Annotated in this window: 19 protein-coding genes; 2 read left to right on the plus strand and 17 right to left on the minus strand. The window is 62.3% G+C overall.

The window, feature by feature from the left end:
- Positions 1–69: 69 nt before the first annotated feature.
- The 17 genes from CWR53_RS16995 to rpsB form a co-directional block, all read right to left on the minus strand.
- A complete protein-coding gene (locus CWR53_RS16995; RefSeq protein ID WP_058605311.1) occupies positions 70–1,017 on the minus strand; it encodes an acetyl-CoA carboxylase carboxyltransferase subunit alpha in 948 nt (315 codons plus the stop codon).
- Between the two features lie 106 nt (positions 1,018–1,123).
- A complete protein-coding gene (gene dnaE, locus CWR53_RS17000; protein WP_100852098.1) occupies positions 1,124–4,648 on the minus strand; it encodes a DNA polymerase III subunit alpha in 3,525 nt (1,174 codons plus the stop codon).
- A 174-nt stretch (positions 4,649–4,822) separates the two neighbouring features.
- Positions 4,823–5,446 (minus strand): ribonuclease HII, encoded by a 624-nt coding sequence (rnhB, locus tag CWR53_RS17005; protein ID WP_058603716.1) that lies wholly within the window; start codon positions 5,444–5,446, stop codon positions 4,823–4,825.
- A gap of 1 nt (position 5,447) precedes the next feature.
- On the minus strand, positions 5,448–6,575 hold the full coding sequence (lpxB, locus tag CWR53_RS17010) for a lipid-A-disaccharide synthase (RefSeq protein WP_100852099.1): 1,128 nt from the start codon (positions 6,573–6,575) through the stop codon (positions 5,448–5,450).
- Between the two features lies 1 nt (position 6,576).
- Positions 6,577–7,353 (minus strand): acyl-ACP--UDP-N-acetylglucosamine O-acyltransferase, encoded by a 777-nt coding sequence (lpxA, locus tag CWR53_RS17015; protein ID WP_100852100.1) that lies wholly within the window; start codon positions 7,351–7,353, stop codon positions 6,577–6,579.
- Positions 7,350–7,790 (minus strand): 3-hydroxyacyl-ACP dehydratase FabZ, encoded by a 441-nt coding sequence (fabZ, locus tag CWR53_RS17020; protein WP_023534097.1) that lies wholly within the window; start codon positions 7,788–7,790, stop codon positions 7,350–7,352. Before fabZ ends, lpxA begins: the two co-directional genes overlap by 4 nt.
- Positions 7,791–7,903: 113 nt before the next feature.
- Positions 7,904–8,959 carry a UDP-3-O-(3-hydroxymyristoyl)glucosamine N-acyltransferase gene (gene lpxD / locus CWR53_RS17025; RefSeq protein ID WP_100852101.1) on the minus strand — a complete coding sequence of 352 codons (1,056 nt, stop codon included), beginning with the start codon at positions 8,957–8,959 and terminating at the stop codon, positions 7,904–7,906.
- A gap of 1 nt (position 8,960) precedes the next feature.
- Positions 8,961–9,464, minus strand: coding sequence for an OmpH family outer membrane protein (locus tag CWR53_RS17030; RefSeq protein ID WP_023534153.1), 504 nt, complete (start codon positions 9,462–9,464; stop codon positions 8,961–8,963).
- 44 nt (positions 9,465–9,508) lie between these two features.
- Complete coding sequence (gene bamA, locus CWR53_RS17035) at positions 9,509–11,860, minus strand: outer membrane protein assembly factor BamA (protein WP_100852102.1); 2,352 nt, start codon at positions 11,858–11,860, stop codon at positions 9,509–9,511.
- A 74-nt stretch (positions 11,861–11,934) separates the two neighbouring features.
- Positions 11,935–13,287, minus strand: a complete 1,353-nt coding sequence (gene rseP / locus CWR53_RS17040) for an RIP metalloprotease RseP (protein ID WP_100852668.1) — start codon at positions 13,285–13,287, stop codon at positions 11,935–11,937.
- Positions 13,288–13,354: 67 nt separating this feature from the next.
- Positions 13,355–14,545 (minus strand): 1-deoxy-D-xylulose-5-phosphate reductoisomerase, encoded by a 1,191-nt coding sequence (gene ispC, locus CWR53_RS17045; RefSeq protein WP_058603720.1) that lies wholly within the window; start codon positions 14,543–14,545, stop codon positions 13,355–13,357.
- Positions 14,542–15,357: a phosphatidate cytidylyltransferase gene (locus CWR53_RS17050; RefSeq protein ID WP_058603721.1), complete on the minus strand. Its 816-nt coding sequence runs from the start codon at positions 15,355–15,357 to the stop codon at positions 14,542–14,544. The genes ispC and CWR53_RS17050 overlap by 4 nt, the downstream gene beginning before the upstream one ends.
- On the minus strand, positions 15,357–16,112 hold the full coding sequence (gene uppS, locus CWR53_RS17055; RefSeq protein ID WP_027913873.1) for a polyprenyl diphosphate synthase: 756 nt from the start codon (positions 16,110–16,112) through the stop codon (positions 15,357–15,359). The genes CWR53_RS17050 and uppS overlap by 1 nt, the downstream gene beginning before the upstream one ends.
- 15 nt (positions 16,113–16,127) lie before the next feature.
- Positions 16,128–16,685 carry a ribosome recycling factor gene (frr, locus tag CWR53_RS17060; protein ID WP_023534036.1) on the minus strand — a complete coding sequence of 186 codons (558 nt, stop codon included), beginning with the start codon at positions 16,683–16,685 and terminating at the stop codon, positions 16,128–16,130.
- On the minus strand, positions 16,682–17,425 hold the full coding sequence (gene pyrH, locus CWR53_RS17065; RefSeq protein WP_023534028.1) for a UMP kinase: 744 nt from the start codon (positions 17,423–17,425) through the stop codon (positions 16,682–16,684). Before pyrH ends, frr begins: the two co-directional genes overlap by 4 nt.
- A gap of 180 nt (positions 17,426–17,605) precedes the next feature.
- Complete coding sequence (gene tsf, locus CWR53_RS17070; RefSeq protein WP_058603722.1) at positions 17,606–18,469, minus strand: translation elongation factor Ts; 864 nt, start codon at positions 18,467–18,469, stop codon at positions 17,606–17,608.
- Between the two features lie 182 nt (positions 18,470–18,651).
- Complete coding sequence (gene rpsB, locus CWR53_RS17075; protein ID WP_003252287.1) at positions 18,652–19,389, minus strand: 30S ribosomal protein S2; 738 nt, start codon at positions 19,387–19,389, stop codon at positions 18,652–18,654.
- A gap of 348 nt (positions 19,390–19,737) precedes the next feature.
- Between rpsB and map the strand changes: the two genes are divergently transcribed.
- Together map and CWR53_RS17085 are read left to right on the plus strand one after the other, a co-directional pair.
- Entirely contained in the window at positions 19,738–20,520 is a 783-nt protein-coding gene (map, locus tag CWR53_RS17080) for a type I methionyl aminopeptidase (protein ID WP_028686887.1), read from the plus strand.
- A 38-nt stretch (positions 20,521–20,558) separates the two neighbouring features.
- Positions 20,559–23,258 (plus strand): [protein-PII] uridylyltransferase, encoded by a 2,700-nt coding sequence (locus CWR53_RS17085; RefSeq protein ID WP_058603723.1) that lies wholly within the window; start codon positions 20,559–20,561, stop codon positions 23,256–23,258.
- Positions 23,259–23,265 lie beyond the last annotated feature (7 nt).

Raw genomic sequence — 23,265 nt, forward strand, 5'->3', positions numbered from 1 at the left:
TGGGGACAGATGCCGGTGAGCCTGGAATACAGGCTCACCAAGGGGACCGACAGACGGCCCCAAGGGCGATCAGACGCCGTAGCTCATCAGGCGATCATAACGGCGCGCCAACAGTGCGTCGTGGTCCAAGCCGCTGAGCATGTCCAGCTGCTCCACCAGCTCGGCGCGGATGCTTTCGGACATGGCGGCAGGATCACGGTGAGCGCCACCCAGTGGCTCCGGGATGACCTTGTCGACGATGTCCAGGCTCTTGAGGCGCTCAGCCGTGATGCCCATGGCCTCGGCGGCATCGGCAGCCTTGTCGGCCGTCTTCCACAGGATCGAAGCGCAGCCTTCGGGCGAAATGACCGAGTAGGTGGAGTACTGCAGCATGTTCAGCTGGTCGCACACGCCAATGGCCAGCGCGCCGCCCGACCCGCCTTCACCGATTACCGTGGCGATGATGGGCGTCTTCAGGCGCGCCATCACGCGCAGGTTCCAGGCGATGGCCTCGCTCTGGTTACGTTCCTCGGCATCGATGCCTGGATAGGCACCCGGCGTGTCGATGAAGGTCAGGATCGGCATGCGGAAACGCTCGGCCATTTCCATCAGGCGGCACGCCTTGCGGTAGCCCTCGGGGCGGGGCATGCCGAAGTTGCGGCGAACCTTTTCCCGCACTTCGCGGCCCTTCTGGTGCCCGATGACCATGACTGGCTTGCCGTCCAGGCGTGCGGTACCGCCAACGATGGCGGCATCGTCGGAGAAGTGGCGATCGCCGTGCAGTTCTTCGAATTCGGTGAAGATGTGCTGCAGGTAGTCCAGGGTGTAGGGACGACGCGGGTGACGTGCCAGGCGAGCGATCTGCCAGCTGGTCAGGTTGCCGAAGATGCTTTCGGTCAGGGTATTGCTCTTGTCTTGCAGACGGGCAATTTCATCGCTGATGTTCAGCGAATTGTCGTTGCCTACCAGGCGCAGGCCTTCGATCTTGGCTTGCAGGTCGGCAATCGGCTGTTCGAAGTCGAGAAAGTTCGGGTTCATAGTCATCCGTCTTGGGTCTACGGCCAGGCGGCCGGCCGGTTGATCCGTTTGGCGCCATACCTTAAGGGATCAGGCGCCTTCAGGTCGAGATTAAATGTTGAGCGGCTCAACGGTATTGCAAAAAGACGTTCTCACGTCCGAACTGGTCACGCAGGGTCTGAATCAGCCCGTCTGCGGGGTCGATGGCCCACTGGTCGCCAAATTGCAGCATCGCCTTGGCATCGCTGCCGGTGTATTCCAGCGTGATCGGGCAGGCGCCGCGGTGACGAGTGATCAGCTCACCCAGCCACTTGAGGCGATCGCCCTTGAGCGCCTCGTGGGCGACCTTCAGGCGCAGGCTCTCGGCCAGCTTGGTGCGGGCATCCTCCAAGGTCATCACCTGCTTGACCCGCAGCCGCAGGCCACCCGAGAAATCGTCGTTGCTGACCTCACCTTCGACCACCACCATCGCATCGTTCTGCAACAGTGATTGGGCCGTGATATAGGCATCGGCAAACAGCGAGGCCTCGATACGCCCAGACCTGTCGTCCAAGGTGACGAACCCCATCTTGTCGCCCTTTTTGTTCTTCATGACCCGCAGGGCGATGATCATGCCGGCAATGGTCTGGGTTTCGCGCGACGGCTTGAGGTCGATGATGCGCTGGCGCGCGAAGCGGCGGATTTCAGTCTCGTATTCATCGATCGGGTGGCCGGTGAGGTAAAGGCCCAACGTGTCCTTCTCGCCCTTGAGCCGCTCCTTGAGTGTCAGTGGCCGCGCCTTGCGGTAACTGGCATACACGTCGGCGTCCGGTTCGTCGAACATGCCCCCGAACAGGTCGATGTGGCCGCTATCGGCCGTGCGGGCCGTCTGCTCGGCCGCCTTGATGGCATCGCCCAGTGCGGCCAGCAGGATGGCCCGATTGATGTCGATGTGGGCGTGGTAGGCCTTGATCTCGTCGTGAAAGTGCGGGCCGAGCCGGTCCAGCGCGCCACTGCGCACCAGCGCATCGAGGGTGCGCTTGTTGACGCGCTTGAGGTCGATGCGCTCGCAGAAGTCATACAGATCCTTGAACGGGCCGCCCTCGGCACGGGCCTCGACGATCGCCTCCACAGGCCCCTCGCCTACGCCCTTGATCGCGCCTAGGCCATAGACGATGCGGCCATCGTCGTTGACGGTGAACTTGAAGTCCGAGAAGTTCACATCTGGCGCATCCAGACGCAACTTCATGGTGCGCACTTCCTCGACCAGCACCACCACCTTGTCGGTGTTGTGCATGTCCGCCGACAGCACCGCCGCCATGAACGGTGCCGGGTGGTGGGTCTTGAGCCAGGCCGTCTGATAGGACACCAGGCCATAGGCCGCCGAATGAGATTTGTTGAAGCCGTAGCCTGCGAACTTCTCTACCAGGTCGAAGATGTTGCCTGCAAGATCCCCATCGATTCCATTGTTGGCACAGCCTTCGATGAAACCGCCACGCTGCTTGGCCATTTCCTCGGGCTTTTTCTTGCCCATCGCCCGGCGCAGCATGTCGGCGCCGCCCAGGGTGTAACCGGCCATGACCTGGGCAATCTGCATCACCTGTTCCTGATACAGGATGATGCCGTAGGTCGGCGCCAGCACCGGCTGCAAGCCTTCGTACTGATAGTCCGGATGCGGGTAGGCCAGCTCGGCACGGCCGTGCTTGCGGTTGATGAAGTCGTCCACCATCCCCGACTGCAGCGGGCCGGGACGGAACAATGCCACCAAGGCGATGAGGTCTTCGAGGCAGTCGGGCTTGAGCTTCTTGATCAGCTCTTTCATGCCGCGCGACTCGAGCTGGAACACCGCCGTGGTTTCGGCCTTCTGCAACAGTTCGTAGGTCTTGCGGTCATCGAGCGGGATGAAGTCGATGTTCAGGTCGGGCAGGTCTTTCTTGGCCTGCTCACGGTTGATGATCTCCATCGCCCACTTGATGATGGTCAGGGTGCGCAGGCCGAGGAAGTCGAACTTCACAAGGCCCGCCGCCTCCACGTCGTCCTTGTCGAACTGGGTGATCAGGCCGCCGCCCTCTTCGTCGCAGGCGATGGGCGAGAAATCGGTGAGCTTGGTCGGCGCGATGACCACGCCACCGGCATGCTTGCCGGTACCGCGCGTGACGCCTTCGAGCTTCAGGGCCATGTCCCAGATTTCACGAGCGTCTTCGTCACCCTTGAGAAAATCGCGCAGGATTTCTTCCTGCTCGTAGGCCTTCTCCAGGGTCATGCCCACTTCGAACGGAATCATCTTCGACAGACGATCGGCCAGGCCGTAGGACTTGCCTTGCACGCGCGCCACGTCGCGCACCACGGCCTTGGCCGCCATGGTGCCGAAGGTGATGATCTGGCTCACGGCATTACGCCCGTAGGCCTCTGCCACGTAGTCGATCACCCGGTCCCGACCGTCCATGCAGAAGTCGACGTCGAAGTCGGGCATGGACACCCGTTCAGGGTTCAGGAAGCGCTCGAACAGCAGGTCGTAGGCCAGTGGGTCGAGGTCGGTGATCTTGAGCACGTAGGCCACCAGCGAACCTGCACCCGACCCCCGGCCAGGCCCCACCGGTACGCCATTGTTCTTGGCCCACTTGATGAAGTCCATCACGATCAGGAAGTAGCCGGGGAAGCCCATCTGGATGATGATATCCAGCTCGAACTTGAGGCGGTCCAGGTACACCTGGCGCTTTTGCTCGTAGTCGGGCGTGGTCTCTTTCGGCCACAGCACCGCCAGGCGTTCTTCCAGCCCTTCGTGGGACACGTGCCGCAGGTAATCATCGATCCCCATGCCATTGGGCGTCGGGAAGTCGGGCAGGAAGTACTTGCCCAGTTGCACCTGGATATTGCAGCGCTTGGCGATTTCGACGGTGTTGGCCAGGGCGTCCGGCAGGTCGCTGAACAGCTCGGCCATCTCCTCGGCCGACTTGAGGTATTGCTGGTCGCTGTACAGGCGCGGGCGACGCGGATCGTCCAGTGTCCAGCCTTCACCGATGCACACCCGGGTCTCGTGGGCGTCAAAATCGGTCTGCTTGATGAAACGCACATCGTTGGTGGCCACCATCGGCGCACCCAGCCGATCGGCCAGGGCCACGGCGGCATGCACGTACTCTTCGTCCCTGGGGCGACTGGTGCGCTGGACTTCGACATAAAAGCGCTCGGGGAACATGGCCATCCAGTCCTCCAGCAGCGCTTGCGCCTCCTCGCTGCGCCCCCCCAGCAACGCCATGCCGATGTCACCTTCCTTGCCCGCCGACAGCGCGATCAGACCTTCACTGGCCGCTGCAATCCAGTCACGCTGGATGATGACCAGGCCATTGCGCTGGCCCTCGGTCCAGCCCCGGGAGAGCAGCTCGGTCAGGTTACGGTAACCCTGGGGGTTCATGGCCAGGAAGCAGATGCGCGACAGTGGCGCCTGTGCATCTTCGCCGGCCAACCACAGGTCCGCACCACAGATCGGCTTGATGCCCGCCCCCATGGCCGCCTTGTAGAACTTCACCAGCGAGCACATGTTGCTCTGGTCAGTGATCGCCACCGCAGGCATGTTCATCCCGGCCAGCGCCTTGGCCAGCGGTTTGATCCGGACCAGACCGTCGACCAGCGAGAATTCGGAGTGGACGCGCAGGTGAACGAAGGAAACCGACATGAATGATCCTGTAGCAGTGCTAAACGACAAGGGCGCGATTGTAGCTCAATTGGGCAGGGGTTTTGGGCGCCGGTTGCCGCCGTGCGACGGCAGGGCTACCTGAGCGGGTGCAGGGTAAGTCGCACGGCCCGGCCACGCAGGGCCTGGAGCACCCTGGGTACGGAACGGCGGGTATCAGATCAACGAGGCTGTCACAGCCTCACGCTCACCCCAGGCGGCACGCACGGGCGCAAACGATCGACGATGAATGGGTGTGGGTCCGAGCCGTGCCAGCGCCTCCAGGTGCACCGGCGTCGGGTAGCCTTTGTGCGCGCCCATGCCGTAGCCGGGGTAGATCAGGTCGAAGGCGCCCATCTCGCGATCCCGCGTGACCTTGGCCAGGATCGAAGCGGCCGCGATCGCAGGCACTTTGGCGTCCCCCTGCACGACCGACGCCGATGGTACCGACAGCTGCGGGCAGCGATTGCCGTCGATCAAGGCCATGTTCGGGGTGATGTGCAAACCTTCCACCGCGCGCTGCATGGCCAACATGGTGGCATGCAGGATGTTGAGGCGATCGATTTCCTCGACCGCGGCGCGGGCAATGAAAAAGCTCAGGGCCTTGTCGCAAATTTCATCGAACAAGGCTTCGCGGCGCGCCTGGGTCAGCTTCTTCGAGTCGTTGAGCCCAAGGATTGGGCGTGCCGGATCCAGGATCACGGCAGCCGTCACCACGTCACCACACAGGGGGCCGCGGCCCACTTCGTCGACGCCGGCGACCAGGTCTTCGACCAGATTGAAATCCAGACCGAACTGCATGTCAGCGTTTCTCCAGCAGGGCCAGCACAGCGTCGGCGGCCTGGTTGGAGGCATCCCGGCGCAAGGTGCGGTGAATCTCGTCGAACGAGTCGGTTTGTCCGGTGCCGTCGCGCAGCAAGGGCAGCAGCGCATCGACCAGCGCTTCGCTGGTCGCGGCGTCTTGCAGCAACTCAGGCACCAGCGCACGGCGCGCCAGCAGGTTGGGCAAGGACACGTAGGGGCTTTTGACCAGCCGCTTGAGTATCCAGTAGGTCAGCGGCGCCAGGCGATAGGCAACCACCATGGGCCGCTTGAACAGCAGCGCTTCCAGGGTGGCCGTACCCGATGCGATCAGAACGGCGTCACAGGCGGCCAGTGCCTCGTGCGAGCGGCCATCAAGCAGGGTCAACGGCAAGTCGCGCCCCTCGAGCATCTGCTCCAGTTGCGCGCGGCGGGCGTCGTTGGCACAAGGCAGCACGAAGCGCACACCGGGCACTTGCTGCTGCAGACGTTGCGCCGCATCCAGGAACAGCGCACCCAGGCGCCCGACTTCGCCCCCACGACTGCCGGGCATCAGGGCGACCACCGGGCCATCGCCCAGCCCCAGGGCGGCGCGCGCTGCGGGCCGATCCGCCTGCAGGGCAATGGTATCGGCCAGGGGGTGGCCTACGAATCGCACCGGCACGCCCTGTTCTTCATAGAAGCGGGCCTCGAACGGCAACAGTGTCAGCATCAGGTCGCAGCCCTGACGGATTTTCAACACACGCTTCTGCCGCCATGCCCACACTGATGGGCTGACGTAATGGACGGTCTTGATCCCCGCCTGGCGCAGCTTGAGTTCGATCTCCAGGGTAAAGTCGGGCGCATCGATACCGATGAACACGTCCGGCTTCTGCTCGATCAGGGTCTGGACCAGCAGCTTGCGACGCTTGAGCAATTCACGCAGGCGACCAAGCACCTCGACCAGCCCCATGACGGCCAAGCGCTCCATGGGGAAGTAGGATTGCAGGCCTTCGGCTTCCATGAGCGGGCCACCGACCCCGATGAAGCGCACATCGGGATGGCGCGCCCTCAAGGCGCGCATCAAGCCGGAACCGAGAATGTCGCCGCTGGCTTCACCCGCGACCAGGGCTACGCAGAGCTGGGCCATGTCAGCGAGTGATGCCGCGGGCCGAACTCACGATCGACTGGCGGAACAGCTCGACCTCCGGATGCTGCGCTGCCGGCGCTTCGAGTTCGCGCAATGCATCCTCCACCGTCAGGCCCTGGCGGTAGACGATCTTGTAGCAACGACGCAGCACATGGATTACTTCGTCGCTGAAACCACGGCGGCGCATGCCTTCGAAGTTCATGCTGCGCGCTTCGGCGGGGCTGCCGAAAACGGTGACGAACGCGGGTACGTCCTTGCCGATGGCCGTGCCCATGCCGGAAAACGCATGGGCACCGATGTGGCAATACTGGTGCACCAGGGTGAACCCGGACAGGATCGCCCAGTCGCCCACATGCACATGGCCCGCCAGCGCGGTGTTGTTGACCAGGATGCAGTGGCTGCCGATCACGCTGTCATGGCCAATGTGGGCATAGGCCATGATCAGGTTATGGTCGCCGACGGTGGTTTCGGCGCGATCCTGCACGGTACCGCGATGGATCGTGACGCCTTCACGGATAACGTTGTGATCGCCGATCACAAGGCGAGTCGGCTCACCCTTGTACTTGAGGTCCGGGGTGTCTTCGCCAATCGAGGAAAACTGGAAGATACGGTTGTGCTTGCCGATCCGGGTCGGCCCCTTGAGCACAACGTGTGGGCCGATGACGGTGCCCTCCCCGACTTCGACATCGGGGCCAACGATCGACCAAGGGCCCACCTCGACGCCTTCGGCCAGCTTGGCCGAAGGGTCGATGATGGCCCGAGGATCAATCGAATTCATAGGGAGCGTTCCGCACAGGTGATTTCGGCCGAGCATACTGCCTTGCCGTCGACCAGGGCACGGCATTCGAACTTCCAGATCATGCTCTTGCGGCTCAGGAACTTCGCTTCCAGCACCAGCTGGTCACCCGGCAGCACCGGCTGACGGAAACGCAGCTTGTCGGAGCCGACGAAGTAGTACAAGGTGCCGTCGGCAGGTTTGGCATCGAGCATCTTGAAACCGAGAATGCCGGCCGCCTGGGCCATGGCTTCGATGATCAGGACGCCGGGCATGATGGGGTGCGCCGGGAAGTGGCCGTTGAAGAACGGCTCGTTGATGCTGACATTCTTGTAGGCACGAATGCTCTGGGCCTCGTAATCCAGATCCGTCACGCGGTCCACCAACAGGAACGGGTAACGGTGAGGCAGGTATTCGCGAATCTCGTTGATGTCCATCATTTCGGGGGGGAAGCCTGTATAAGAATAGGGAGCGCAGGTGCTGACCACACGCTCCTTTTGCAATCCAAAGAGGAGCCAGCTAGCGACTGTTCACTCTTGCTCAGGAAATGGTATCAGCCTTCTGATGTCGGCTGCCCACCTGAGGTCACGGTATCGATGCGTTTTTCCAGCTGCTGGAGACGCTTGGCCATGTCGTCCAGGTGGCGGATGCGCGCGGCGCTCTTGCGCCAGTCAGCCAGAGGCTGCATGGCAGTACCGGAAGAATAGCCACCCGGCTCGGTGATCGAGCGGGTCACCATGGTCATCCCGGACACGAAAACGTTGTCGCAGACATCGATGTGACCGACCATGCCCACGCCACCGGCGATGGTGCAATGCTTGCCGATACGCGTGCTGCCGGAGATACCCACGCATGCGGCCATGGCCGTATGCTCCCCGATCTGCACGTTGTGGGCAATCTGGATCTGGTTGTCGAGCTTGACGCCGTCGGCGATGCAGGTGTCGGACAGCGCGCCACGGTCCACGGCCGTGTTCACACCGATCTCCACATCGTCACCAATGCTCACACCGCCAATCTGGGCAATCTTGCGCCACACGCCTTTTTCGTTGGCAAAGCCAAAGCCTTCACCACCGATCACTGCGCCGGACTGGATAACCACTCGCTTGCCAATGGTGACATCGTGATACAGCGTGACCCGCGGCGCCAGCCAGCCCCCTTCGCCGATCACGCAGCGGGCACCGATGAAGCAATGGGCGCCGATGGTGACATGGGCGCCAATGCGCGCACCGCTTTCAACGACTGCGAAAGGCCCGATACTGGCCGTCGCATCCACCTGGGCATCCCCGGCCACCACGGCGCTGGGGTGAATCCCCGCCACAGCCTTGGGTTTGGGGTCGAAGAGGTGGGAAATGCGGGCATACGCCAGGTAGGGGTCGGCAACGATCAGGGCATGACCGGCGAACGCCTCGGCATCGGCCGCCTTGAGCAGCACGGCAGCCGCCTGGCTCTCGTCCAGGTACTTGCGGTACTGCGGGTTGGCAAGAAAGCTCAACTGACCCGGCCCGGCCTCCTGCAAGGTGGCAAGGCCTGTGATCTGCAGCGTCTCGGGACCCTTGAGGGTGGCCCCGAGGGTCTCGGCCAGTTGGCCAAGCGTCATGGTCACGGTCATATCAACGGGCTTGGTTCATACGCTCGATAACCTGGCGGGTGATGTCGTACTGAGGCTTGACATCGATGACCGCACCGCGCTCGAGCACCAGGTCGTAACCGCCCTTCTTGATCACTTCCTCGACAGCGCCGTCCAGCTTGGGCTTGAGCTGCTTGAGCATGTCACGGTCGGCAACGGCCTTGGCTTCGTTCAGCTCCTTGGACTGGAACTGGAAGTCGCGGGCCTTCTGCTTGAACTCGAGCTCCAGGCGCTCACGCTCCTGCTGCTGCATCTTGTCGCCGCCCTTGATCAGGCGATCCTGGATGCCCTTGGCGCTGCTTTCCAGGCCCTTGAGCTTGGTCAGCTGAGGGCCGAACTTCTTTTCGGCATCCACGGCGTACTTCTTGGCGGCATCGGACTCGAGCAGTGCCATCTGATAGTTCAGAACGGCAACCTTCATTTCGGCGAAAGCCGGGGTGGCGACCAGCGCCGCGGCCACTACGGCCATTTGGGTCAACTTGCGCACGATGAACTCCTGGATAAACCGTTGTCGTTAAGCAAGGGCCGACCTTAGAAGGTCTGGCCCAGAGAGAATTGGAACACCTGGGTGTCTGCCTCGTCCGGCTTCTTGATCGGCATCGCCAGGCTGAAGCTCAACGGGCCCAAGGCCGTGATCCACGTCACGCCAAGACCGACCGAACTGGCCATGTCGGAGAAGCCGACCTTAGCGCAGTCCGGTTTTTTACCGCAGTTGGTGTCGAACACGTTACCCACGTCCCAGAAGACCGAGGTACGCAGGGACCGCTGGTCCTTGACGAACGGCAGCGGGAACAGCAACTCGACGCCGCCCTGGACCAGGACGTTGCCACCGAATGGAAGCGGGTCTTGGTCAGGGTCTTCGATAGTGCCGTTCACCGGATTGTTTTTACTTGGGGTACTGCGTGGCCCCAGGGTGCTGTCCTTGAAGCCGCGAACGGAGTTGAAGCCACCCGCGTAGTAGTTCTCATAGAACGGCAGGCCGGAGGTACCACCGAAGCCGTCACCGTAACCCAGTTCAGTGTGCAGACGCAGGGTGTAGTTCTGGCTGAGTGGCTTGAACAGCTGGCCACGGTAGTCCAGCTTGTAGAACGACAAGTCGCTGCCTGGAATTGTGGTTTCAAGGCTCAGGCTCTGCGAGTGACCACGTGTTGCCAGCACCCCTTTGTTCAACGTCGATTCGGACCAGCCGATCGAGGCTTTGAAGTTGGTGAAGTTCTCGCCTTCCTTGTTGATGAAATCGAAGATCTCGTCAACGGTGTACTTACCCGTCTTCAGCTTGTCCTGCTGCACACTCAACCCATAGGTCAGGCGCGACGTCTCGCTGATCGGGTAACCCAGGCTCACACCGGCACCCAGGCTGTCCACCGCATAGCTCGCCACGTCGACGTCGAGGTCGTCGTAGTCGGTGCTGCGGTAGAAGGCGTTGTAACCCAGGCTCACGCCATCGGCAGTGAAGTAGGGATCAACGAAGCCGAAGTTGTATCGCGACTGGTACTCGGACCGGGTCAGGCCAACGGACACCTTGTTACCGGTACCCAGGAAGTTGCTCTGGCTGATCGAGCCACCCAGGATCAGGCCCGCGCTCTGGGCAAAGCCGACGCTGGCGGTGATCGAACCGGAGGCCTGCTCTTCGACGCTGTAGTTCACGTCGACCTGGTCGTCGGTACCCGGTACCGGTGGGGTCTCGACGTTCACGTCCTTGAAGAAGCCCAGGCGCTCAAGGCGGGTCTTGGATTGGTCGATCAGGTAGGTCGATGCCCAGCCGCCTTCCATCTGACGCATTTCGCGGCGCAGCACTTCGTCTTCGGTCTTGGTGTTGCCGCGGTAGTTGATGCGGTTGACGTAGGCACGCTTGCCCGGATCGACCACGAACATGATGTCCACGGTGTGATCCTGGTCGTTTGGCTGAGGCACGCCGTTGACGTTGGCGAAGGTATAGCCTTCGTTACCCAGGCGACGGGTGATCAGCTCGGACGTGCTGGTCATCACCTTGCGCGAGAACACCTGGCCTGGCTGCACCAGCAGCAGCGACTTGACCTGGTCTTCCGGCACCTTGAGGTCACCGGAGAGCTTCACGTCACGGACGGTGTACTTCTCGCCTTCGTTGATGTTGACGGTGATGTAGACGTGTTTCTTGTCAGGCGTGATGGACACCTGGGTGGACGCGATGTCCATGTTGATGTAGCCGCGGTCCAGGTAGTAGGAACGCAGACGTTCCAGGTCACCGGACAGTTTTTCACGGGCATACTTGTCGTCGTTCTTGAAGAAGGACAACCAGTTAGTCGTCTTGAGCTCGAACAGCTGCCCCAGGGTGTCGTCATCGAACACGTTGTTGCCAACGATGTTGATGTGCTGGATGGCAGCGACGGTGCCCTCGTTGATCTTGATCTTCAGGGCCACACGGTTGCGCGGCTGCGGCACCACCTCGGCGTCGACCTCGGCCGAGTAACGGCCCTGGGCCACGTACTGGCGCTGCAGCTCGTTACGCACGCCTTCGAGGGTGGCACGCTGGAAGATCTCGCCTTCGGCCAGGCCCGATTGCTTCAGGCCCTTCATCAGGTCTTCGGTACTGATCGCCTTGTTGCCTTCGATCTCGATGCTCGACACCGACGGGCGCTCGACCACATTGATGATCAGCACGTTGCCATCACGGTTCAGCTCGATGTCCTGGAAGAACCCGGTCTTGAACAGCGAGCGGGTCGACTCCACCAGGCGCCGGTCATCGGCCTGGTCGCCCACGTTGAGGGGCAAGGCACCAAAGACGCTGCCCGCGGAAACCCGCTGCAGGCCGTTGACGCGGATATCGGAGATGGTGAAGGACTCGGCGTGAACTTCAGCGATCATCAGTGCGGAGAGCACCGCAGTTAGCAACAGACGTTTCATGAAGTCCTTTTATTCCAACTGGCAATAAACAACCTGCCGTCATGAACGACAGGTTTCGCAATTGAGCGAAGCTTTTATAGTCGACCCAGATCGTTGATCAGGGCGAGCAGCATCACCCCCAAGACCAAACTGATACCGATCTGGACCCCCCAACCTTGTACCCGATCAGACAACGGACGACCGCGCGCCCATTCAACCAGGTAGAACAGCAAGTGCCCCCCATCCAGTACCGGGATGGGCAGCAGGTTAAGAACCCCCAGGCTTATGCTCAGGTAGGCCAGGAAATTCAGGAAATCCCCCACGCCGGACTGGGCTGAAGCGCCCGCCACTTTAGCAATGGTTATCGGTCCACTCAAGTTTTTTACCGAGAGCTCACCGAACAGCATTTTCTTCAGTGACTGGAGCGTGAGCACGCTCATGTTCCAGGTGCGCGACAGGCCTTCACCTACCGCCTCCACCGGCCCATAGCTGACTTCGCGCAGCATCGAGGCCGGCCATTGACCGCCCTTGACGCCCGCTCCCAGGTAGCCTGCAGCGGCCTCACCCTCGCCCTTCGCACCCAGCGTCACCGGTATGTCCAGCGGCGCACCGTCACGCTCCAGACGCACCACCACCTGGGCGCCGGGCCGCGCGCGCACGCTATCGACCACCTGCTGCCATTCGCTCACCGACTGGCCGCCGATGCCTAGCAACCGGTCACCGGTTTTCAAGCCAGCAGCCGCAGCCGGCCCCTTGGGGTCGATCTCGGCCAGCACCGGCACGATGGCCGGGCGCCAGGGTTCAAGGCCCAGCGAGCGAATCGGATCAGGCTCATCGGCGCCTTTCAACCACTGGTCGAGTTTCACCTGGCGCTGTTGCTCGGCACTGCTGCCCTCATCGCGCACACCGATGTTCAGCGTGCCACTCTCACCCAGGCGGCGCACCAACTGCAGGTTGACTGCCGACCAGCCGTTGGTCGGCTTGCCGTCCACCGAGACGATCTCCTGGCCGGCCGTCAGCCCTGCAGCCGCCGCCAGGCTACCCGTCTCGACGGTGCCGATGACCGGCCGGATCTGCTGGCTGCCCAGCATTGCCAATACCCAGAAGAAGAAGATGGCCAGCAGGAAGTTGGCGACCGGCCCGGCGGCAACGATCGCGATGCGCTGGCCGACCGGCTTGCGATTGAACGATTGGTCCACCAGCGCAGGGGGCACATCGCCTTCGCGCTCGTCGAGCATCTTCACGTAGCCGCCCAGCGGAATGGCTGCGATGACGAACTCGGTGCCCTGACGATCATGCCAGCGCACCAGCGGCGTACCGAAGCCCACCGAGAAACGCAGCACTTTCACGCCACAGCGACGCGCCACCCAGAAGTGGCCGAACTCGTGGAAGGTGACCAGCACACCCAAGGCGACGAGCGTACCAATGATCATGTAGAGCGCTGTCATGTCCATCTCCGAATGATGAGCAATGGGTCAGTGGGGGTGCTGTTGTCGATAACCGGGCCAGCCCGCCTCAGCGACCGTTGCGGTGCAGCCAGGCCCAGGCCAGCTCGCGCGCTCGCTGGTCGGCGGCAAACACTGCCTCCAGTGAAGTCAGCGGCACCACGGGCTCCTGGTCCAGTACCTGTTCGATCATACTCGCGATCTCCGGGAAGCGGATACGGCCCTGGAGGAACGTCTGCACCGCCACTTCGTTGGCCGCATTGAGCACGGCAGGGGCGCTGTTGCCCACCTGCGCCGCCTGTCGCGCCAGGCGCAGGCAGGGGAAACGCTGTTCATCGGGCGCCTCGAAATCCAGGCGAGCAATGCTGAACAGGTCCAGCGGGGCCACCCCTGAATCGATTCGCTCCGGCCAGGCCAGCGCATTGGCGATGGGGGTACGCATGTCCGGGTTACCCAACTGCGCCAGCACCGAACCGTCGACGTAATCGACCAGCGAGTGGATCACGCTTTGCGGGTGCACCACCACCTCGACCAGGCTTGGCGGCGCATCGAACAGCCAGCAGGCCTCGATCAGCTCCAGGCCCTTGTTCATCATGCTCGCCGAGTCGACGGAAATCTTGCGCCCCATCGACCAGTTCGGGTGAGCACACGCTTGTTCGGGCGTGACGTCCAACAAGGCCTCGGTCGATGTCTGACGGAACGGCCCACCCGACGCCGTCAGCAGAATGCGGCGCACCCCCACAGCGCTCAACCCGCGCGCGTAGTCGCTGGGCATGCACTGGAAGATGGCGTTGTGCTCGCTATCGATGGGCAGCAACACCGCGCCCGACTGGCGCACGGCGTCCATGAACAGGGCGCCGGACATGACCAGCGCTTCCTTGTTGGCCAGCAGCACTTTCTTGCCGGCCTGCACGGCCGCCAGGGTTGGCCGCAAGCCTGCCGCGCCGACGATGGCGGCCATGACCGCATCCACTTCACTGGCACAGGCTACCTGGCACAACCCGGCCTCGCCTTCGAGCACTTCGGTAGCGCACCCTGCCGCCGTCAGGCCCGCACGCAGGCGTCCCGCCGCCTCAGCGCTCGGCACCACGGCATAGGCCGGGCGATGCCGCACGCACAGGGCCAACAGCTCCTCGATGCGCGTGTAGCCGGTCAAGGCGAAGGCCTGATAGCGCTCAGGATGGCGAGCGATCACGTCCAGGGTGCTCAGGCCGATGGAGCCGGTCGCCCCAAGTACGGTAATGCGTTGCACCTGACTCACATCACACCCCATTCGGCCGCCCACAACAGCACGGCGAACAATGGAATGGCCGCCGTCAGGCTGTCGATGCGGTCGAGCACGCCACCGTGGCCGGGTAGCAGGTTGCTGCTGTCCTTGATGCCCGAGCGGCGCTTGAACATGCTTTCGGTCAGGTCTCCGATCACCGAGGCCATCACCACCAGTGCAGCGCCTGCCAGGCCGAGCAGTAGCTGACCGAAGCTCCAGTCACGACTGATACCCACCACCAGGGTGATCACCAGGCTGACCGCCAACCCGCCGTAGACGCCTTCCCAGCTCTTCCCAGGGCTGACCTGCGGCGCCAGCTTGCGCTTGCCGAAGGCCCTGCCGGAAAAGTACGCACCGATGTCGGCCGCCCAGACCAAAGCCATGACCGACAGGATCAGCCAGTTACCCAGCGGCCAGTGCTTGAGCAGCACCAGGCCTTGCCAAGCCGGCAGCAACACCAGCAGGCCTATCAACAGCCGGCAGGCGGCACTGGCCCACAGTTCGCTGGTGCGCGGGTAGGTCAGCACCAGCCAGGTGGCCAGCCCCCACCAGATGACGGCCGCCCCAAGCACCCAGGGGGCCAGTTCCGGGAGGATGTACAGCAGCATCAATGCCCCAGCGACGACCAGGGCATAGGCGACACGCAAGGGCTGAGCCATCAACCCCGCCAAACGCGCCCACTCCCAGGCGCCGAGCGTAACCACCAGGCCGATGAACAGGGCGAAGTTGCCCCCCTCGAGCAGGAAGAACCCGCCCAGCGCTATCGGCAACAGGATCAGCGCGGTAATGATGCGTTGTTTAAGCATTAAGCACGCGCTCCAGCCTCGACCTGCTCGCTGGTCTTACCAAAGCGGCGCTGGCGCGAAGCGAAATCAGCCAATGCACTGCGCATGGCTTCGTGTTTGAAGTCCGGCCAGTAAAGGTCGGAGAAATACAGCTCGGCGTAGGCCAGTTGCCACAACAGGAAATTGCTGATGCGATGCTCGCCACCGGTACGGATGCACAAGTCCGGCAAGGGCTGCTCGCCGGTCGCAAGGCACGTCTGCAACAACCCCGGGGTGATGTCATCGGGGCGCAAATGGCCAGCCTGGACTTCACGCGCCAGCCGCTGCGCGGCCTGGGCGATGTCCCACTGCCCACCGTAGTTGGCGGCGATCTGCAGGATGAAGCGGCTATTGCCTGCAGTCAGCGCCTCGGCTTCGCGCATGGCAGCCTGCAGTTCCGGGTGAAAACGGGAGCGGTCGCCGATGATGCGCAGGCTGATGTTGTTGTCGTTCAAGCGACGCGCCTCGCGGCGCAGCGCCGAGAAAAACAACTCCATCAACGCACCGACCTCATCGGCAGGGCGCTGCCAGTTCTCACTGGAGAAGGCAAAGAGGGTCAGCACTTCGACGCCGGCCTCGGCGCAGACTTCGATGACTGCACGCACGGCATCGACACCCGCCTTGTGACCGGCAACGCCAGGCAACAAGCGCCGTTTCGCCCAGCGGTTGTTGCCGTCCATGATGATCGCGACGTGACGCGGCACCGAGGGAGGCACCGCTGGCTTGGTCTTTTCCATTAAAAAAACCTGGCCTTAGACGGCCATCAGGTCCTTTTCCTTGGCTTTGAAGGCTGCATCCACCTCGGCGACGAACTTGTCCGTCAGCTTCTGGATGTCATCGGCGGCGCGGCGTTCTTCGTCTTCGCTGATGGACTTGTCCTTGGTCAGCTTCTTCAAGTCCGCCAGGGCATCACGACGCACGTTGCGCACGGCGACCTTGGCGTCCTCGGCAACGCCGCTGGCCTGCTTGGTGTAGCCCTTGCGGGTTTCTTCGGTCAGGGCAGGCATCGGCACACGGATGGTGGTGCCGGCGCTCGATGGGTTGAGCCCGAGGTCGGAGGTCAGGATGGCCTTCTCGATGGCAGCGCTCAGGTTTTTGTCGTGAGCGACGATCTTCAGGGTGCGCGCGTCCTCGACGCTGATCGCAGCGACCTGGTTCAGCGGCATCTCGCTACCCCAGGCAGTGACCTTGACGCTGTCCAGAATGCTTGGGTGCGCGCGACCAGTGCGGATGGCCGCCAGGTTGCGGCCCAGGGCCTCGATGGACTTGGTCATGCGCTCCTGCGCGTCTTTCTTGATGTCGTTGATCATGCTTGGCCTTCCTCGATCAGAGTGCCTTCAGCGCCGCCCACCACGATGTTCAGCAGGGCGCCTGGCTTGTTCATGTTGAATACCCGCAATGGCATGCCGTGGTCACGGCACAGGCAGATTGCGGTCAAGTCCATCACGCCGAGCTTACGATCCAGGACCTCGTCATAGGTCAGGCGATCGAACTTCTCGGCATGCGGGTCCTTGAATGGATCGGCAGTGTACACACCATCGACCTTGGTCGCCTTGAGCACCACGTCGGCATCGATTTCGATGGCCCGCAGGCAGGCTGCCGAGTCGGTGGTAAAGAACGGGTTGCCGGTACCGGCGGAGAAAATTACCACATCCCCGGAGTTGAGGTGGCGAATCGCTTTGCGACGGTCATAGTGATCGGTGACGCCCACCATGGAGATGGCCGACATGACCAGTGCCGGGATATTCGAGCGCTCCAGCGCATCGCGCATGGCCAGTGCGTTCATCACGGTGGCCAGCATCCCCATGTGGTCGCCGGTGACGCGATCCATGCCGGCGGCGCTCAGTGCGGCCCCTCGGAACAGGTTGCCACCACCGATGACCAGGCCGACCTGCACACCGATACCGACCAGCTGCCCGACTTCCAGGGCCATGCGATCGAGCACCTTCGGGTCGATCCCGAAGTCTTCGGAGCCCATCAGGGCCTCGCCGCTAAGTTTGAGCAAAATGCGTTTATAGCGAGGTTGGCGACCACTCACCTGCTGAGCCATTGCGAGTCTCTCCTGCGGCGTACTGTAGAAAATTCGTGCGGGCTGTTCGCAGCCTGCTAACTGTAGCGTGGCACCGTTTCGGCGCCAGCGGCGGCAGCGTTGTGTAAACGCCTCGCCGCTTTGACAAAGAGGCTGCGCGCGTGAGCGGGCAGCCTCTTTGGGGCGACAGACGGGGCTGTCTTACTGCTTGGCAGCAGCAACCTGTGCGGCAACTTCAGCAGCGAAGTCGTCGACTGGCTTCTCGATGCCTTCGCCAACCTTGAAGTAGGTGAAGGAAACGATTTCAGCACCGGCTTTCTTGGCCAGTTCGCCGACCTTGACTTCCGGGTTCATGACGAACGCCTGCTCTTTGAGCGAGGCTTCAGCCTTGAACTTGGTGATGCGGCCGTTGATCATGTTTTCAACGATGTTTTCCGGCTTGCCGGCGATCTTGTCGGCGTTCAGCTGCAGGAAGACACCCTTCTCGCGCTCGATGGCTTCGGCGGAGATTTCCGACGAGTCCAGGAACTCGGGGTTGGACGCTGCAACGTGCATGGCGATGTTCTTGGCCAGCTCGACGTCACCGCCTTTCAGGACAACGACAGCACCGATCTTGTTGCCGTGCAGGTAGGCGCCGACTACGTCGCCTTCCACGCGCACCAGGCGACGGATGTTGACGTTTTCGCCGCACTTGGCGACCAGGGCTTCACGGGCAGCTTCACGCGAGGCGATCAGCGGAGCGGCGTCGGTCAGCTTCTGGGCGAAGGCTTCTTCCAGGCTTTCGGCGACGAAGTTCTTGAAGTCGTCTTGCAGGGCCAGGAAGTCGGTCTGCGAGTTCACTTCCAGCAGTACGGCGGCCTTGCCGTCGGTCTTGACGGCGATCGCGCCTTCGGCAGCCACGTTGCCAGCCTTCTTGGCGGCCTTGATGGCGCCCGAGGCACGCATGTCGTCAATGGCTTTTTCGATGTCGCCGCCAGCCTTTTCCAGGGCTTTCTTGCAATCCATCATGCCTTCGCCGGTACGCTCGCGCAGTTCTTTGACCAGCGCTGCAGTAATTGCTGCCATTTCAAAATCCTCTTGGAAAGTTTTTCAACCATTCCACCCGTTTGTGACGGGCGTTCAATTCTGCTAATCCGCTGTCTGTGCCTGCATGCCCATGGAAGGGATGGCTGTCGACAGCAGGATTTCAAGGTGGCAAAAAGGGGGCATAGCCCCCTTTTCGCGTGCCAAGTCGACGCTAGCGTCTATTACTCGGCAGCAGGTGCAGCCGCTTCTTCAGCGTAGACTTCGGTGCCGCCAGCAACATTGTTGCGGCCACGGATGACAGCGTCAGCCATGGAAGTCATGTACAGCTCGATAGCGCGAATGGCGTCATCGTTACCTGGGATGATGTAGTCAACACCTTCCGGGCTGCTGTTGGTATCGACAACACCAATGACCGGGATACCCAGTTTGTTGGCTTCGGTGATCGCGATGCGCTCGTGATCAACGTCGATGACGAACAGAGCGTCAGGCAGACCACCCATGTCCTTGATGCCGCCCAGGCTGCGGTCCAGTTTTTCCAGATCGCGGGAGCGCATCAGGGCTTCTTTCTTGGTCAGCTTGGCAAAGGTGCCATCTTCGGCCTGAGTTTCCAGGTCGCGCAGACGCTTGATCGAAGCACGGATGGTCTTGTAGTTGGTCAGCATGCCGCCCAACCAACGGTGGTCAACGTACGGCGAACCGCAGCGAGCAGCTTGCTCGGCGACGATCTTGCCGGCGGAACGCTTGGTGCCGACGAACAGGATCTTGTTCTTGCCCTGGGCCAGGCGCTCTACGAACGACAGAGCGTCGTTGAACATCGGCAGGGTTTTTTCCAGGTTGACGATGTGGATCTTGTTGCGCGCACCGAAAATGTACTTGCCCATTTTCGGGTTCCAGTAACGGGTCTGGTGGCCGAAGTGCACACCGGCCTTCAGCATATCGCGCATGTTGACTTGGGACATGATAGTTCCTTGATAAGTCGGGTTGGGCCTCCACGTATCCCAATGACCAACCCGCGAACCCTGAAGTTCGGGGCACCCAGGCCATCGTGTCGACACGTGTGTGGGTTTGGATGCAGACGGAGCTGGCTCCGAAAGCGGCGCATGTTATACCACAGGCTGCGCGTAAACAAAACACGAAACTCACCCCCCAACCGCCGGACGGCAGGGCATGGTCGCCAGCGCACGGCCAAGGCGGTTGGAGGTATGCCTTTGCAAGGGCTGCGTGCCGCTACGAGCCCGCACCTCTGATAGAATGACGCCTTTCCCGATTTGAACGCGCCGCCTGCGGCGCCGAGTAGAGAGCCTGTAATGACCGTCACCATCAAGACTGCAGAAGACATCGAGAAGATGCGCATCGCTGGCCGCCTGGCGGCCGACGTGCTGGAAATGATCGAGGAGCATGTCAAGCCCGGTGTCACCACCGAAGAGCTCGATCGCCTGTGCCACGACTACATCGTCAACGTCCAGCAGGCCATCCCGGCGCCGCTCAACTACAAGGGCTACCCAAAGTCGATCTGCACGTCCATCAACCACGTGGTCTGTCACGGTATCCCCAATGACAAGCCCCTGAAAAATGGCGATACCCTGAACATCGACATCACGGTGATCAAGGACGGCTACCACGGCGACACCAGCCGCATGTTCCACGTCGGCACCGTGCCGGTATGGGCCGAGCGCCTGTCCCAGGTCACCCAGGAATGCCTGTACAAGGCCATCGAGCTGGTCAAGCCGGGCTGCCGCCTGGGCGACATCGGCGAAGTCATCCAGAAGCACGCCGAGAAGAACGGCTTCTCGGTGGTGCGCGAGTTCTGCGGTCATGGCATCGGCAAGGTGTTCCACGAAGAGCCGCAGATCCTGCATTACGGCCGCGCCGGCACTGGCATGGAACTCAAGGAAGGCATGACCTTCACCATCGAGCCGATGATCAACCAGGGCAAGGCCGACACCAAGGTGCTGGGCGATGGCTGGACCGCGATCACCAAGGACCGCAAGCTCTCGGCGCAGTGGGAGCATACCCTGGTGGTCACGGCGACCGGGTACGAGATCTTCACCCTGCGCAAGGACGACACCATCGCCCGCACTTCGGCCTGAGCCACCCTAGCAGCCTTCGATGACAGGAACCTGACCCCATGCCCCAGCTCGACCCCGAACTGTTCGACCGTGGTCAGTTCCAGGCGGAACTGGCACTCAAGGCCAGCCCCATACCCGCCTTCAAGAAGGCCATTCGCCAGGCGGGCGAGGTGCTGGACAGACGCTTTCGCGCAGGCCACGCCATCCGCCCACTGATCCAGGCCCGGGCCTGGCTGGTGGACAACGTCCTGCAGCAGGCCTGGAACCAGTTCGACTGGGGCGAGCAGGGCGGCATTTCCCTGGTGGCGGTCGGCGGCTACGGGCGTGGTGAGCTTCACCCGCACTCGGACATCGACCTGCTCATCCTGCTGGGTGATGCCGAGCATGAGCGGTATCGCGACGCCATCGAGCGCTTTCTGACCCTGCTGTGGGACATCGGCCTGGAGGTCGGCCAGAGCGTGCGCACCGTCGACGAGTGTGCCGAACAGGCCCGCGCCGACCTCACCATCATCACCAACATGATGGAGAGCCGCACCATCGCCGGCCCGGAAGCCCTGCGCCAGCGCATGCTCGAGGTCACCAGCACGGCGCACATGTGGCCGAGCCGCGAGTTCTTCCTGGCCAAGCGCGCCGAGCTGCAGGCGCGTCACCACAAGTACAACGACACCGAGTACAACCTCGAGCCCAACGTCAAGGGTTCGCCTGGCGGGCTGCGGGACATCCAGACCGTGCTGTGGGTGGCGCGCCGCCAGTACGGCACCCTGAACCTGCATGCCCTGGCCGGCGAAGGCTTCCTGCTGGAAAGCGAGAACGCGCTCCTGGCCTCCTCCCAGGACTTCCTGTGGCGGGTGCGTTACGCCCTGCACATGCTCGCCGGCCGTGCCGAGGACCGCCTGCTGTTCGACCACCAGCGCAGCATCGCCGCCCTGCTGGGCTACAGCGACGAAAACCCCAAGCGTGCCATTGAGCAGTTCATGCAGCAGTACTACCGGGTGGTGATGAGCATCAGCCAGTTGTGCGACCTGATCATCCAGCATTTCGAGGAGGTCATTCTCGCCGACGACGACAGCGGCACCACCCAACCGCTCAATGCGCGCTTCCGCCTGCATGACGGCTACATCGAGGCCGTGCGCCCGAACGTGTTCAAGCGCACGCCGTTCGCCATGCTGGAAATGTTCGTGCTGATGGCCCAGCACCCGGAAATCAAGGGTGTGCGTGCCGATACGGTACGCCTGCTGCGCGAGCACCGGCATCTGATCGACGAGACCTTCCGCAACGATATTCGCAACACCAGTTTGTTCATCGAACTGTTCAAGTGTGAAATCGGTATTCATCGCAACCTGCGGCGCATGAACCGGTACGGCATCCTCGGGCGCTACCTGCCGGAGTTCGGGCTGATTGTCGGGCAAATGCAGCATGACCTGTTCCACATCTATACCGTCGATGCCCACACCCTCAACCTGATCAAGCACCTGCGCAAGTTGCAGTACACGCCGGTGTCGGAGAAATTCCCGCTGGCCAGCAAGCTCATGGGCCGCTTGCCCAAGCCTGAGCTGATCTACCTGGCCGGCCTCTACCACGACATTGGCAAGGGCCGTCAGGGCGATCATTCCGAGCTCGGCGCGGTCGATGCCCTCAAGTTCTGCGAGCGCCACCAGCTCCCTGCCTGGGACAGCCGGTTGATCGCCTGGCTGGTGCAGAACCACCTGGTCATGTCCACCACCGCCCAGCGCAAGGATTTGTCCGACCCGCAGGTGATCAACGACTTCGCCCTGCACGTAGGGGACGAAACGCGGCTGGACTACCTCTATGTGCTGACAGTGGCGGATATCAACGCTACCAACCCCACCTTGTGGAATTCATGGCGAGCCAGCCTCTTGCGCCAGTTGTACACCGAGACCAAGCGTGCTCTGCGCCGTGGGCTTGAAAACCCGCTAGATCGTGAGGAGCAGATTCGCCAGACCCAGTCCTCGGCACTGGACACGCTGGTGCGCGAAGGCACTGACCCGGATGACGTGGAGCAGTTGTGGTCTCAGCTGGGGGATGATTACTTCCTCAAGCACACCGCCTCCGACGTGGCCTGGCACACCGACGCCATCCTGCAACAGCCGGCTGACGGCGGCCCGCTGGTGTTGATCAAGGAAACCACCCAGCGCGAATTCGAAGGCGGGACCCAGATCTTCATCTATGCCCCTGACCAGCACGATTTCTTCGCCGTGACGGTGGCGGCCATGTCGCAGTTGAACCTGAACATCCACGACGCCCGCATCATCACCTCCAGTAGCCAGTTCACCCTGGACACCTACATCGTGCTGGATAACGACGGCGGTGCGATCGGCGACAACCCGCAGCGGGTCAGGCAGATTCGCGACGGCCTGACCGAGGCCCTGCGCAACCCCGAGGACTACCCCACGATCATCCAGCGTCGGGTGCCGCGCCAACTCAAGCACTTCGACTTCCCGCCGCAGGTGACCATCCTCAACGACGCCCAGCGCCCGGTGACCATTCTCGAAATCACCGCTCCCGACCGGCCGGGCCTGCTGGCGCGGCTGGGGCGCATCTTTCTGGAGTTCGACCTGTCGTTGCAGAACGCCAAGATTGCCACCTTGGGCGAGCGGGTGGAGGACGTGTTCTTCATCACCGATGCCGACAACCAGCCACTGTCCGACCCGCAACTGTGCAGCCGCCTGCAGGAAGCCATCGTGCAACAACTGCAAGCAGGGCAGGCCAGTGCCAGCCCTGCCCGCGTGACCTTTTGACGACATG

Source organism: Pseudomonas sp. SGAir0191 (assembly GCF_002812565.2).
GTDB classification, from domain to species: Bacteria; Pseudomonadota; Gammaproteobacteria; order Pseudomonadales; family Pseudomonadaceae; genus Aquipseudomonas; species Aquipseudomonas parafulva_B.